The sequence below is a fragment of the Bacteroides caccae genome, assembly GCF_002222615.2.
GTDB classification, from domain to species: domain Bacteria; phylum Bacteroidota; class Bacteroidia; order Bacteroidales; family Bacteroidaceae; genus Bacteroides; species Bacteroides caccae.
This window is the reverse complement of the sequence record NZ_CP022412.2, coordinates 3745716-3759643: the sequence shown is the minus strand read 5'-3', so window position 1 is coordinate 3759643 and position 13928 is coordinate 3745716. Positions and strand designations below refer to the sequence as shown.

General features: G+C 42.8%; 11 protein-coding genes. 6 read left to right on the top strand and 5 right to left on the bottom strand.

The genetic code is table 11. The features are described 5' to 3' along the window. Positions 1 to 6: 6 nt before the first annotated feature. The 4 genes from CGC64_RS15520 to CGC64_RS15505 form a co-directional block, all read right to left on the bottom strand. Positions 7 to 666, bottom strand: a complete 660-nt coding sequence (locus CGC64_RS15520) for a DUF452 family protein (RefSeq protein ID WP_005678006.1) — start codon at positions 664 to 666, stop codon at positions 7 to 9. After that, complete coding sequence (locus tag CGC64_RS15515; protein WP_005678007.1) at positions 663 to 1817, bottom strand: 8-amino-7-oxononanoate synthase; 1155 nt, start codon at positions 1815 to 1817, stop codon at positions 663 to 665. The genes CGC64_RS15520 and CGC64_RS15515 overlap by 4 nt, the downstream gene beginning before the upstream one ends. Continuing rightward, positions 1814 to 4255 carry an adenosylmethionine--8-amino-7-oxononanoate transaminase gene (gene bioA / locus CGC64_RS15510; RefSeq protein WP_005678008.1) on the bottom strand — a complete coding sequence of 814 codons (2442 nt, stop codon included), beginning with the start codon at positions 4253 to 4255 and terminating at the stop codon, positions 1814 to 1816. The genes CGC64_RS15515 and bioA overlap by 4 nt, the downstream gene beginning before the upstream one ends. Positions 4256 to 4345: 90 nt before the next feature. Continuing rightward, entirely contained in the window at positions 4346 to 5455 is a 1110-nt protein-coding gene (locus CGC64_RS15505) for a DUF4421 domain-containing protein (protein ID WP_005678009.1), read from the bottom strand. 160 nt (positions 5456 to 5615) lie between these two features. Here CGC64_RS15505 and CGC64_RS15500 point away from each other — a divergent pair, with 160 nt between their 5' ends. Together CGC64_RS15500 and CGC64_RS15495 are read left to right on the top strand one after the other, a co-directional pair. Next, complete coding sequence (locus CGC64_RS15500; RefSeq protein WP_005678010.1) at positions 5616 to 8741, top strand: SusC/RagA family TonB-linked outer membrane protein; 3126 nt, start codon at positions 5616 to 5618, stop codon at positions 8739 to 8741. A gap of 14 nt (positions 8742 to 8755) precedes the next feature. Continuing rightward, positions 8756 to 10237 (top strand): RagB/SusD family nutrient uptake outer membrane protein, encoded by a 1482-nt coding sequence (locus CGC64_RS15495; RefSeq protein ID WP_005678012.1) that lies wholly within the window; start codon positions 8756 to 8758, stop codon positions 10235 to 10237. Between the two features lie 96 nt (positions 10238 to 10333). On the opposite strand, the gene CGC64_RS15490 is transcribed toward CGC64_RS15495, so the two are convergent. After that, positions 10334 to 11536, bottom strand: a complete 1203-nt coding sequence (locus CGC64_RS15490; RefSeq protein WP_005678013.1) for an MFS transporter — start codon at positions 11534 to 11536, stop codon at positions 10334 to 10336. Positions 11537 to 11633: 97 nt separating this feature from the next. On the opposite strand from CGC64_RS15490, the gene CGC64_RS18870 reads away from it, so the two are divergent. The 4 genes from CGC64_RS18870 (at position 11634) to CGC64_RS15475 (ending at position 13921) form a co-directional block, all read left to right on the top strand. Next, positions 11634 to 11783 carry a glycerate kinase gene (locus CGC64_RS18870; protein WP_005678014.1) on the top strand — a complete coding sequence of 50 codons (150 nt, stop codon included), beginning with the start codon at positions 11634 to 11636 and terminating at the stop codon, positions 11781 to 11783. Positions 11784 to 11894: 111 nt separating this feature from the next. Further along, positions 11895 to 12140, top strand: a complete 246-nt coding sequence (locus tag CGC64_RS15485; protein WP_005678015.1) for a GlsB/YeaQ/YmgE family stress response membrane protein — start codon at positions 11895 to 11897, stop codon at positions 12138 to 12140. A 46-nt stretch (positions 12141 to 12186) separates the two neighbouring features. Beyond that, the gene (locus CGC64_RS15480; RefSeq protein ID WP_005678016.1) at positions 12187 to 12474 is read left to right on the top strand and encodes a YtxH domain-containing protein; all 288 of its coding nucleotides are present in this window, start codon (positions 12187 to 12189) and stop codon (positions 12472 to 12474) included. Positions 12475 to 12850: 376 nt separating this feature from the next. After that, complete coding sequence (locus tag CGC64_RS15475; RefSeq protein ID WP_005678017.1) at positions 12851 to 13921, top strand: LacI family DNA-binding transcriptional regulator; 1071 nt, start codon at positions 12851 to 12853, stop codon at positions 13919 to 13921. The last annotated feature ends 7 nt before the right edge of the window (positions 13922 to 13928 follow it).

The window sequence follows — 13928 nt, the reverse complement described above, 5'->3', positions numbered from 1 at the left end:
CAATAATTAGTTGATATGCATGATTACGTTATCAAAAAGTTCTTGTTGATAGTGGGCGGCTTCTGTATACTCAAGAGAATCCACTTTGTTTCTCCATGCCAGCCATTGGCTATCCGGCAGGAAGATATGGTCGTTCTTTCCTATGATGGCTTTTTGCCATGCAAAGTCCGAAGGTGGTAATGATAAGTATTGCTTTTGTATGGCAGCAAGTTCTTCCTTGAGTTCTTCAATGGAACGTTGGGGAGCTACTGTCTGAAAAGTTTTGTAACCGGCTGTTGAACCACACATCCGTCTTTGAAACTTTTGCAAGGATTGTTCGTTCAAACCTTGCAATGTCCCTTCGAAAATGGCAGGAGTGATCCCTTTCGTTTCATGTATAGGATAAGGGGTGCCATTGATAGCGATACTTTGGGAGAGGGGCAGGGATGGATATTGTTTCATTATCTGAGAAGCTGCCCATACTCCCATGGACCAGGCAATGAGGGTAATTTCGGAATACTCTTGCAAGATGATGGCATCGAACTCTAATGAACGATAATCATAACAAATCAGCCAATCCTTATTGGTCGGGCGGATTTGCAAAAATGGAGTTTCATCCATTCCCCAACCTGCGAAGAAAAGCAATAGATGCTTTTGATTATTTTTTATGATAAAATGCTGTTTCATCCGTTTATCAATTTTATAAGTTGGTCGATTTCGTGTTCGGTGATGTCCGCTGTTAATGAGAAGCGGATGCGTGAAGTCCCTTCAGGAACCGTAGGCGGACGTACCGGCAATGCATAGAATCCTTTGCGTTGGATTTCTTCTGCTTTACATATAGTGTTTTCACTTGCCCCTACAATCATAGGGACAATATGGCTTACCGAAGGACAGTTATATCCTTTGTCGACAAGTGCAGTCTTTAGTTTGTTGCTGATCCGTAACAAATGTGTCCTTTTCTCTTGGAGAGAGGGTAGTTGTTCTAGTATCCACGAGGTCCATTGAATATTTATGGGTGGAAGGGCTGTTGTGAATATAAACGTGCGCATCTTGTTGATTAGATATTCCCGGATAACTTGTCGGCAGGCAATGTAAGCTCCTGCTGAGGCTATTGCTTTCCCGAATGTTCCTACCAGAAAGTCTATATCGTTGATGCAATTTTGTTCTTCAGCACATCCTAATCCGTTGTCTCCCCGTACACCGAAAGCATGGGCTTCGTCCACGTAAAGAAGAATATTGGAATAACTTTTTTTTAATTGGACAAGGGCATGAAGGTCGGCTTCATCACCGTCCATGCTGAAGATACTTTCGGTGACAATAATGATTTGCTCATACGCATTGTGATTCTCGGAAATCAATCGCTGTAACTGGGATAAGTCATTATGGCGATACCGGATACATTTCGCAGATGACAACCTGATTCCGTCTATCAAACTGGCGTGTACCAGTTTGTCTGCAAGAATTAATGTCTGAGCATTGCTGACGGCAGGAAGAATCCCTGTATTGGCATGATAACCACTATTGAATATAAGTGCGCTTTCTGTTCCGAACATGGCTGCCAGTTGTTGTTCCAGTTCTTGATAATCGGTAAAATTGCCTGTAAGCAATCGGGAAGAAGAAGAGGTAGGCAGGAATGTTTCAGGAGTTATTGTCTTTAGGAATTCCTTTCTCAGCGATATGTTATTAGCCAGTCCGAGATAATCATTGGAAGACAGGTTCACCATCCGTTGCCCGTTCAGAATTACATTCCGCCCGTCGTGGATGAGGGGTGGGAGAGAGCGATAATTCTTCTTTTCCTTTAGAGTAAGAAGTTCTTGGTTTATATGGTCTGATATCATAAGTTATTGATGTATATTTTATTACGTTCTCCACTGATTACCTTGAGTAATCCGGTCGTTAGTTTGCTTAGTTGTTCGGGAGTGATGATAAAGGGGGGCATCAGATAGACGAGCTTTCCGAACGGGCGTACCCAAATTCCTTCTTCCACAAAACGGCGTTGCATAAATGCCATATTTACCGGACGCTTCATTTCAATTACTCCGATTGCCCCTAATATCCTTACATCGGCTACTTGTGGAAGTTCCCGGGCAGGTGCCAGTTCTTCTTTTAATTGTGTTTCGATTCGTTTCACATTCTCCTGCCAGCCGGATTGGAGTAATAACCGGACAGACGCGCAAGCCACCGCGCAAGCGAGCGGATTTCCCATGAAGGTAGGACCGTGCATGAAGGCTCCCGGTGCATGATTGGAGATAGTATCTGCCACATGATTACTAGCCAATACGGCAGAAAGTGTCATATATCCACCTGTCAATGCTTTCCCGATGCACATGATATCCGGCTCTACTCCGGCATATTCCCAGGCAAAAAGTTTACCGGTACGTCCGAATCCAGTTGCAATCTCATCAAAGATTAAAAGAAGTCCATGCTCTTTACAAAGCTTTTCCGCTTCGCGAAGATATTGTGGATGATAGAACCACATACCGCCTGCTCCTTGGACAATAGGCTCAAGAATGAGCGCTGCTAGTTCCTCCGAATGTTTTTCTATTGTTTTTCGTAGCGGTTCGATGTCCTGAGGATTCCATTCACCGTCGAAACGCGATGAAGGAGCCGGAACAAAATAACGGACAGGAAGTGACGCACCGAAAAGGCTGTGCATTCCCGTTACAGGATCACATACGGACATGGCATTCCATGTGTCGCCGTGATATCCGGAACGGATAGTCACAAAGTTATTTTTATCCGGTTTTCCGGCTGCATACCAATATTGTACAGCCATTTTCAGAGCCACTTCCACCGCTACCGAACCGGAATCTGCATAGAAGATTTTCTGCATGGAGGGTGGTACTAAAGGTAATAGTAATTTACCCAGTTCAATGGCAGGGTCATGTGTCAATCCTCCGAACATTACATGAGACATTTTATCCAATTGGTCTTTGGCAGCCTGATTCAATGCCGGGTGATTGTATCCATGCACTGCACACCACCAGGATGACATCCCTTCGATGAGTGTTCGTCCGTTTTCGAGGGTGATAGTGGCTCCGTCCGCCCGTTTTACTTTGTATACAGGTAGCGGATCGGTGGTGGATGTATATGGGTGCCATAGATGTTCCCGGTCGAATTGAGAGCTGGCAAACTGATACCCTTCTTTCAGGATCATTTGCTTGTCTTCCGAGACTTTGGAACCGAGTGTAGTGAGTAAATCACCTACAATGGCGGAATTAATACCAATGTATAACGCTTTGCTCATAGCTTCGGAAGATAGTTGTGAACGTCCTCCGGCAAAACGCAGGAAAGCAGTTGGGTTAATGAAACGGAACAAGGCAATTGTTCTGAGAACTTTTTCTTCACTCAAAGGCTTTTCGTTCTCCAACGGCGTTCCGGGTATCGGACTCAGCAGGTTGATAGGTATGGATTGGACATTCAGTGCTTTCAGCGTAAAAGCGAATTCAATCCGTTGTTCCATTGTTTCTCCCATGCCAATGATACCGCCGCAGCAAATATCCATACCTACACGGCGGGCAGCATTGAGGGTAGCCAGTTTCTGCTCTTGCGTATGTGTGGAGCACAGTTTCGGGAAATAGGAAGGTGCAGTTTCCAGATTGCAATGATAGCGGGTAATTCCGGCATCGTGTAATGCATGCAATTCGTTTTCGTCAAGTAGTCCTAAGGAAGCGCAAAGCTGAATCGACGAGTGTCGTCGTATATGGCGAACAGTATCACAAAGTTGGGTTATCTGTCTGGAAGAAGGTTTTCGCCCGCTAGTGACGAGGGAGAAACGGTTGACGTCTTGGGTTTCGTTGTATTTAGCCTGTCGGAGACATTCTTTAGCGGGAAGGAGGTCGTAGACTTCGGCTTGCGTCTTGTAGTGAGAGGATTGTGCACACCATTTGCAGTTCTCCGGACATCTGCCGGACTTGGCATTAATGATAGAACACATGTCGAATTCGTGTGAAGCACGTGCGACGGTAATCTCGTGCGCGGCGGCATAGAGCGCCTCGCTGTCAGCCATATTGGCCAGCCAAGCGGCTTGGTCGGGCGATATGTCAATGCCTGCCAACACTTGGTCTTTGATTTCTTGAAGTGTCATAAATGTATGATAAGGGATAGTTTGTGCAGCATTCTGCTTGCGAAGGGCAACGTCCACCACATTGGTATGCAGATGACCGATTTGGAATTCACGTCCCATACTTGCAAAGGCAGCATAGTTCTTCCTGCCCCAGTAGCGGAAACGGGAAAGGAGGGTACGTGTGGTCTGTATATGACGTTGTTTCTTCATTTGGTTCTTGTTTTAAAGGTAAGAACGGGGCAAATGTACAAAGATTCTTTGGATAAGCAAGCAAGTTAGAGATTTCTGATGTATGTATTTTTATTTCTTCTTCCTATATTCTTTGCGCAAATGGAAGTTGAAGCCTGCATACACTTGAAGTGTGCCGAATCCGTTGTCCAAAGAGAAATTGTTCCGATGATAATTATAGTTTTTTCCAACAAAGGAGGAACCGACAAAATACTTTCCGTTATTGTAGACAATGCCTGCGCGAATCAGAAAGTCGAGGTTGAATTTACTGTACCATTGTTTTCCTTCGTGGGTTTCCGCATCTACGTCGGAAGCCTTGTAGGCAATGGCGGGGGTGAGAGAGATACAAGCCAGGCAATTACGCGCAAATACCCAGTTGTAGGCATAACCGAAACTGATATTGGCATTGGTGTATTTGATTTTATTGACTTTCATACCCGGATTCATCTTTTCTTGAATATACTCGGGTAATTCTTCATAATCAAAATCAAGGTTGTGCTTTGAAATAGAAAAACCTGCAATGAATGTACCTGCATTACGACGCTGGTTGGTTGACTGGCTAAAAGCAGCCGGATAGGAAAACTTCCGGTTATTAAATATATAATATAAATTCAAGCCTTTGATATCTACTTTCAGGCCATTGAAGTTTTCGGAATAATTGGAAGGAATCTCGTCATAGAATCCTCTGATTTTATGAATTTTATAATTGTTTCCCGTGCGACGATAGAAAATATCTACACCCAGCTTGGAACTGTAAAGGCTTAGGTCGAACTCCGTACCTTTATTCTTTCGGTTGGTTTTCCTGTAAATATCGTCCACATCAACAGACCAGCCCAGGAAAATCCACCTCCAGCCAAAGTACAATCCGATTTTGTTATGTGGATTGGGGGAGAAACTGAGCTTTTGAGGTTGGGGCAGGTCACTACTGACCGAGTAGTATTCGAAGTTGCTGAAATGAGTGGCCATTAGCGCATAATTATATCGGTTGGGACTGATATAGAGCGTATCGAAATCACTGAAGTTCATGAATTTTTTGATGGCTCTTTTAAAGGCGCTCGGTCGGACGGATGTGAGCGAGTCGGCTTCTATATTGTCATTCATGAGACTGTCCCTCTTTTCAGTTTGAGCCTGCAAAGAGAGTGACAGCAGCAGAAAGAAAGATAGAATAAGCCGTTTCATCATAAGGTTCTTCGTTACTGTTATAGATGTTGTTCGTTTCACGAAAGTACTATCTTTCGCTGATTTATGCTAACAATCATCTAAAAAATGTTTCGTTTCCTAAACAAAAAACTTCTCTATACTGTTAATTACGGCAAGCAAATAAATATTAAGCCACAAAATTATGAGAATCTATTTACATTTATTAGCAGCGTTTTTTCTGTTTTTTGCAGGAAGTATATATGCAAATACACAACAGGAAAAACGCGTGACGGGGACAGTAACTTCCGAAGGGGAACCACTGCCCGGTGTTTCCGTACAACTGAAAGGGGCTTCTTCCGGTACGATTACCGATATTGATGGAAATTACTCTATTGAAGCTCCCGTCAACGGTACGTTAGTTTTCCGCTTTGTAGGAATGAAAACAGTGGAACAACCGGTCAATAACCGGAATGTGATTAACGTGACGCTGGACTCCGAAAGTAAGGAACTGGAAGAAGTAATGGTAGTAGCCTATGCTACCGCCAAGAAATATAGCTTTACCGGGGCTGCTTCGACAATGAAGGCAGGCGAGATTGAGAAGTTGCAGACTTCCAGCGTATCACGTGTATTGGAAGGCACTGTATCCGGTGTACAGGCAAGTGCGGCAAGCGGTCAGCCGGGAACGGATGCGGAAATCCGTATTCGTGGTATCGGCTCTATTAATGCTTCCAGTGCCCCGCTGTATGTGGTGGACGGTGTTCCGTTCGATGGTAGTGTCAATTCTATCAATCCCGATGATATATCTTCAATGACTGTCCTGAAAGATGCCGCATCGGCTGCCTTGTATGGTTCGCGTGGTGCGAATGGTGTGATTATCATTACTACCAAGCAGGGACAGCAGGACTCGAAGGCGACGGTAAAAGTGAAAGCGTCTTTAGGAGGTTCCAATCGTGCTGTCCGTGATTACGACCGTGTCAGTACGAATCAGTACTTTGAACTGTATTGGGAAGCGCTGCGCAATCAATATGCCAAAAGCTCGGATTATACTCCTGTAACTGCCGCCACTCAGGCTTCCAGGGATTTGGTGACGAAATTAATGGGTGGAGGTCCCAATCCTTACGGTCCGCAGTATGCGCAGCCTGTCGGTACGGACGGAAAATTGGTAGCGGGCGCCCGTCCGTTATGGGATTCTGACTGGAGTGACGCTATGGAACAGCAGGCACTCCGTACGGAATTGAATTTGAGTGTTTCCGGTGGCGGTAAAGCCAATCAGTATTTCTTTTCCGCCGGATACCTGAATGACAAAGGTATAGCACTCGAATCCAGTTACCAGCGTTTTAATCTTCGTTCGAATATAACCAGTGAAATAACTTCTTGGTTGAAGGGTGGCGTCAATTTGAGTTTCGCCCATTCCATGCAGAATTATCCGGTATCGTCAGATTCTAAAACCAGCAATGTAATTACAGCAGGACGTACAATGCCCGGTTTTTATCCGATTTATGAGATGAATACCGACGGAAGCTATAAACTGGACGATAGCGGAAACCGGATTTACGATTTCGGCTCTTACCGTCCTTCAGGCTCTATGGCGAACTGGAACTTGCCCGCCACTTTACCTTTGGACAAATCGGAACGGATGAAAGATGAAGTTTCCGGTCGTACTTTTCTGGAAGCTACGATTATTGAAGGATTGAAATTCAAGACAAGTTTTAATTTCGATTTGATAAACTACAATACGTTGGATTATACAAACCCGAAATTGGGTCCTGCCAAGGAAAACGGAGGTGGTGTCAGTCGGTTGAATACCCGTACTTTCTCCTGGACGTGGAATAATATTGTCACGTATGACAGGACTATCGGTGAACATCATTTGAATGTCCTTGCCGGTATGGAGTCTTACTCTTATCGGTATGATGAACTGACGGCTTCACGTTCTAAAATGGCGCAACCTGATATGCCGGAACTGGTAGTGGGTTCGCAATTGACAGGAGGTTCGGGCTATCGTATTGATTATGCTTTGGTTGGTTATCTTACCCAGTTACTCTATGACTACCGGAATAAGTATTTCTTCTCTGCTTCTTATCGACGTGATGGTTCTTCCCGTTTTGCACCGGAGACTCGTTGGGGAAACTTCTGGTCATTGGGTGCTTCATGGCGTGTCGATCGGGAAAGTTTTATGGCTTCCACTTCAGACTGGCTTTCTGCCCTGACGTTGAAGATGAGTTATGGTGCGCAAGGAAATGACAACCTGGGTACATACTATGCAAGCAAAGGGCTTTATTCAATTGTTTCCAACTTGGGAGAAAATGCGTTGGTGTCCGACCGCATGGCAACCCCAAATCTGAAATGGGAAACGAACCTGAACTTTAATGTCGGCATTGATTTTTCTCTGTTTAACAACCGTTTCTCCGGTTCGTTCGACTTCTTTACCCGTCGTTCGAAAGATTTGCTTTATTCGCGTCCGATAGCTCCTTCTTTGGGATATGGCTCTATTGACGAAAACGTGGGAGCGTTAAAAAATACGGGTATTGAAATGGTTCTTAACGGAACGATTATTAATCAGAACGGTTGGGTATGGAAACTGGGAATGAACCTGACGCATTATAAGAATAAGGTGACGGACCTTCCTTTGAAGGATATGCCGAGAAGTGGCGTGAACAAGTTGCAGGTAGGCCGTTCGGTCTACGATTTCTACATGATAGAGTGGGCAGGAGTAGATCCGGAAAATGGAGATCCGCTGTGGTATATGGATGAGAAAGATGCAAATAAAAATCCGACTGGAAGACGTGTCACAACAAACGATTATAGTTCGGCTGACTATTATTATGTCAATAAGTCGTCTCTTCCGAAGGTGTATGGCGGATTCAATACGTCTCTTTCCTGGAAAGGATTCGATCTTTCGGCCATCTTTGCCTATAGTATCGGTGGATATATCTACAATCGTGATATAACGATGATTCTGCACAATGGTAGCTTGGAAGGACGCGACTGGTCGACGGAGATTCTAAGAAGATGGACGCCCGACAATCGTTATACAGATGTTCCTGCCTTGAGTACTACTTCTAATAACTGGAACTCGGCTTCTACCCGTTTCTTGCAGAATAATTCGTATATGCGATTAAAAAACCTGACACTTTCCTATAACTTGCCCAAACAGTGGATCAGTAAGTTGTCATTGAGCAGTGTGCAGGTGTATGTGCAAGGAGATAATCTGTTTACCATTCATCGGAATCAAGGACTGGACCCTGAACAGGGAATTACCGGTATCACTTATTACCGTTATCCGGCTATGCGAACCATTTCCGGAGGTATCAACATTTCTTTCTAAATTCAGACTAAATTATGAGAAAAATAAAAATACAATCCATTCTTGTAGCTGTTGCCGGTCTTTTTCTGGCAACGAGCTGTAGCAGTAGCTTTTTGGATACAGATCCCACAGATGCGGTAAGTTCGGATAAGGTATCTGTACCCGAAAATGCGGAAGCACTTGTAAATGGTGCCTGGTATAATCTGTTCGATTATTCAAGTACCTATGCCAATATTGGTTATCGGGCACTTCAGTGTCTGGATGATATGATGGCAAGTGATGTTGTTTCCCGTCCGAAATATGGTTTTAATTCTTCGTATCAGTTTAATGATATAGCACTTTCTTCGAACAGTAGAACAGAGTTTGCCTGGTATCTGATATATAAAACGATAGATAATTGCAATACTGCCATTTCTATCAAGGGGGATTCGGAAGAACTCCGACAGGTACAGGGACAAGCATTGGCATTGCGTGCTTTCTGCTATTTGCATCTGGTACAGCATTATCAATTTACCTATTTGAAGGATAAGGATGCGCCTTGTGTTCCTATTTATACCGAACCGAGTAATAATGAGACAGTGCCGAAAGGAAAATCGACAGTGGCACAGGTTTACCAGCGTATTTTTGACGATTTGAACTTGGCGCAGGATTATTTGAAAAACTATGTTCGCAGTGGTGATAACCAGAAGTTCAAGCCGAATGTAGCAGTCGTCAACGGCCTTCTGGCTCGTGCCTACTTGCTGACCGGACAATGGGAAGAAGCCGCAAAAGCTGCCGAATCCGCCCGTGAAGGATATTCTCTGATGACAACCACTGCCGAATACGAAGGATTTAATAATATCTCCAATAAGGAATGGATATGGGGATTCCCTCAAATACCTTCCCAATCGGATGCCAGCTATAACTTCTATTATTTGGATGCCACATACGTCGGAGCTTATAGCAGTTTTATGGCTGATCCTCATTTAAAAGATACCTTTACCGAAGGTGATATTCGTTTGCCTTTGTTTCAGTGGATGCGTGAAGGATATTTGGGATATAAGAAATTCCATATGCGTGCAGATGATACGGCTGACTTGGTCTTGATGCGTGCTGCTGAAATGTATTTGATAGAAGCTGAAGCAAAAGTACGCGATGGCGTGGCGTTGGCGCAGGCTGTTGCACCCTTGAACACGTTGCGTAATGCCCGTGGAGTAGGGGATTATGAGGTAACGGGAAAATCACAGGAAGATGTAATCAATGAGATTCTGATGGAACGTCGCCGCGAACTTTGGGGAGAAGGATTTGGTATTACAGATGTACTTCGTACACAAAAAGCTGTGGAGCGTACAGCCTTGTCGGAAGATGAACAAAAAATGGAAGTAGACTGTTGGCAGGAAGATGGTAGCTTTGCCAAACGTAATCCATTGGGACATTGGTTTCTTAACTTCCCGAACGGAAAGCCGTTTATAGTAAATAGCACTTATTATTTGTATGCTATCCCGCAAAAAGAAATTAATGCTAATCCTAACATATAAATAGCTCTCTTAATTTTTTGACTTTGACCTTAACTTGTGAGTCGGCATGCATCGTGAGGATGCGTGCCGACTATTTTCTATATTGAGGATATTATTTTATATTTTCTGTTTCTTCAAATTAGGCAGAAAGAACGTGACTAATCCCAGCAACGGCATATAAGCACAGATATTGTAAACATACTCAATGCTCGTCTTATCCGCTAAGTTACCAAGCACAGCCGATGCAACGCCGGCAACTCCGAAAGCAAATCCAAAGAACAGTCCTGATATTAATCCGAGCTTGGTCGGAAGCAACTCTTGTGCATAAAGTAATATGGCGGGAAAAGCGGAAGAAAGCATCAATCCTACGCAGAAACTAAGAATAATAGTCCATACCAGATTAGCGTGAGGCATTAATAAACTGAACGGGGCAGCTCCCAAAATTGAGGCCCAAATAACATATTTTCTACCGACACGGTCGCCCACAGGACCGCCAATCAATGTCCCGATAGCGGTAGCAACTAAGAATATGAATAAATATAGCTGTGATTCCTGTACCGTAACATTGAATTTGTGAATCAGATAAAATGTATAATAACTGGTCAGACTTGCCATATAGATATATTTTGAGAAAATCAATATCAATAATATACCGATAGAAATAGCCGTTTTATCCATTGGTAAAGGGAGGTGGACCGGCTTTCTGATGCTGACCGTCTGAGCCTTCATACGATTGAGATAAGACTTATACCATTTACATATCGGATACATGACGGCAATTGCTGCCAATGCGACAAATGCGAATATAAGAAGGTGTTGTCTTCCATAGGGAGCTACCAGTAAAGCTACTAGTAAAGGGCCTAATGAACCGCCAAAATTACCACCCACCTGAAAGAGTGACTGTGCCAATCCGCGTTTCCCGCCCGAAGCAAGGAATGTGATGCGCGAGGCTTCCGGGTGCAATACGGAAGAACCGATTCCGATTAAGAATACAGACAATAATATCCAATAAAGATTATCAGAAAAAGCTAAGTTTATCAGCCCTATCATAGTGAAGCTCATTCCGATAGGCAATGACCACGCGACGGGATATTTATCAAAGATAATTCCCGTAATCGGCTGAAAAACCGAAGCTGAAAGTTGATAAACCAATGTTATCAGTCCGATTTGAGCGAAACTAAGTCCTAAGTCATCTTTGAATAGAGGATAAGAGGCCGATAAAACCGATTGTAAAAGGTCATTGAGGCAATGTGAGAGACTCAATGCGATTAAAATGGAGAATGTAATTTTTCCTACGGGTTGTTCCTGATTCTGTACCATAATACCTGTTCTTTAGAGATGTTCCTGAAAAATTGGCTGCAAAGGTACGCAAACTTCCCGTTTCTCAATATATTTGCTACGATTAATTCTATATGATATGAAGAAAGTAGTGCTGGCGATAGATTATTTTAAAGGTTGTCTGTCCTCGATTGAAGCGGATAAGACTGCCGAGCAGGGTATAAAGATAGTTTGTCCGGATTGTGAAGTCATTTCTTTGGCAGACTCTTTTTTTACTTCAAGAGAATAGTCTCTGATAATAAAACCCTAGAACTAAGGATTGTAAATTGTCGTTAATTCATTTTTGACTGACTGAACCATTCGCCACACCTGCTGTTGTTAAATAAAAAAGGAGGATGATATGAGCTTTATTTGGTATATTATTATTGGTATTGTGGCCGGATTCCTTGCAGGCAAAATTATGCGCGGCGGAGGTTTTGGTCTTGTAATAAATTTATTACTTGGTATTCTAGGAGGTGTATTAGGCGGTTGGGTATTTGCCCTTTTCGGACTTGCAGCCTCGGGATTGATAGGAAGTTTGATAACTTCTACAGTGGGGGCTATTCTTGTATTATGGATTGCTTCTTTATTCTCAAAATCCAAATAGGTATTTTATATAATTTATTTTTAATCTAAAAAAACTGAACTTAATTATGGAATGTAGACATGGAAATTTCTGGATTGGACTCGGAATAGGTTCTATCCTTGGTGCTGTTGTTTATCGTCTTTCACGTACAGCAAAAGCTAAACAACTGGAAAGTGAAATTTATGACGCTATCCACCGCATTGGTCGTGATGCTGAGGTGGCAGCAGCTTGTGCAGAGAAGAAAGCAATGAATCTTGGATTGAAAGCGGTAGAAACCGGAGCTGAAATAGCTGATAAAGTGGCAGCAGAAGCTGATAAAGTCGCTGGAAAAGCAAAAGAAAAATGGGAAAAATAACATTCCCAGAATTGGTAATCAGTTAACATCTAATTGATTACCAATTTCTTTTTTACCATTCTATTTGCTTTTATATACACTGAATATTTTCATGTGTTCGTGCACACTTTACCATTTCTCTATTCTTTCTGTCTTTTTTCAGTGATCAAAAGTCTTTCTTTTCTTTTCTGTATCCATTCTCTGGAGTGCTTTTTCTTAATGTTTTTATCTTTTTTCTTATGTTTAATAACATGTATATGTTTGTTGTCGTTGAGGTAAGTGTTTGATAATTAGTTTTATAGTTCGTTTTATGACTTCATGTGTGTGCGCACACACTATTGCTTAATTCAATAATTCATTTTACTTTTGTCGACGAAAAACAAGATACTTATTAAGAATGGACAAAGAATTCTCAAATATTCGTATTGTAGACATCGCTAAAATGGCGGGTGTCTCTGTCGGTACGGTGGATAGAGTCATTCATAATCGTGGACGGGTATCTGAAGAAAACAGGAAAAAAGTGCAGGCTATTCTGGAGATGGTTAATTACCAGCCTAATCTCATGGCACGTTCATTGGCGTCTAAGAAACAGTATCACTTTATTGCAATCACCCCGTCTTTTGCTCAGGGAGAGTATTGGGAAGCCATTTCGGAAGGCATTGATAAGGCTGCATCCGAAATGGGGGCTTATAATATAACTATCACGAAACTCTTTTTTGACCAGTATGACAACAAAACTTTTGATGATATAGTCCGCAATCTGTTGGACAAGAAGGTGGACGGTGTGTTAATTGCCACATTGTTTACCGATTCAGTTATCCGGCTTTCGCGGGAACTCGACCGATTCGAAATTCCCTATATTTATGTTGATTCCAATATTGAGGGACAACATCAACTAGCCTATTTCGGTACAGAATCTTATGATGCCGGAGTTATTGCCGCCAGGTTGCTGACAGATAGAATCTCTCCCGCTTCCGATATTCTCATGGCACGGATTATCCATAGCGGAAAGAATGACTCTAATCAGGGAAGAAACCGTAGAGAGGGATTTTGCCGTTACCTAAAAGAAATGAGATTCACCGGAAGTCTGCATGAAGTGGAGTTGAAAATCAATGACTCGGTATACAATTTCACAAAACTTGATGAAATCTTTGAATCAAATCCGAATATCGAAGGAGCTGTTATTTTCAATTCTACCTGCTATATTTTGGGAAATTACCTGAAAGCAAGAGCCATGCAATCGGTAAAACTGGTAGGGTATGACCTTATCGAGAGAAATACGCAGTTACTTTCGGAAGGAGTGATTACCGCATTGGTTGCACAGCGTCCCGAACGGCAGGGATATGAAGGAATTAAATCCTTATGCAATCATCTGTTGTTCAAGCAACATTCTGAAATGGTAAATCTGATGCCGATAGATATTCTCCTGAAAGAGAATCTGAAATATTATCTGAACAATAAGCTATAAACATATA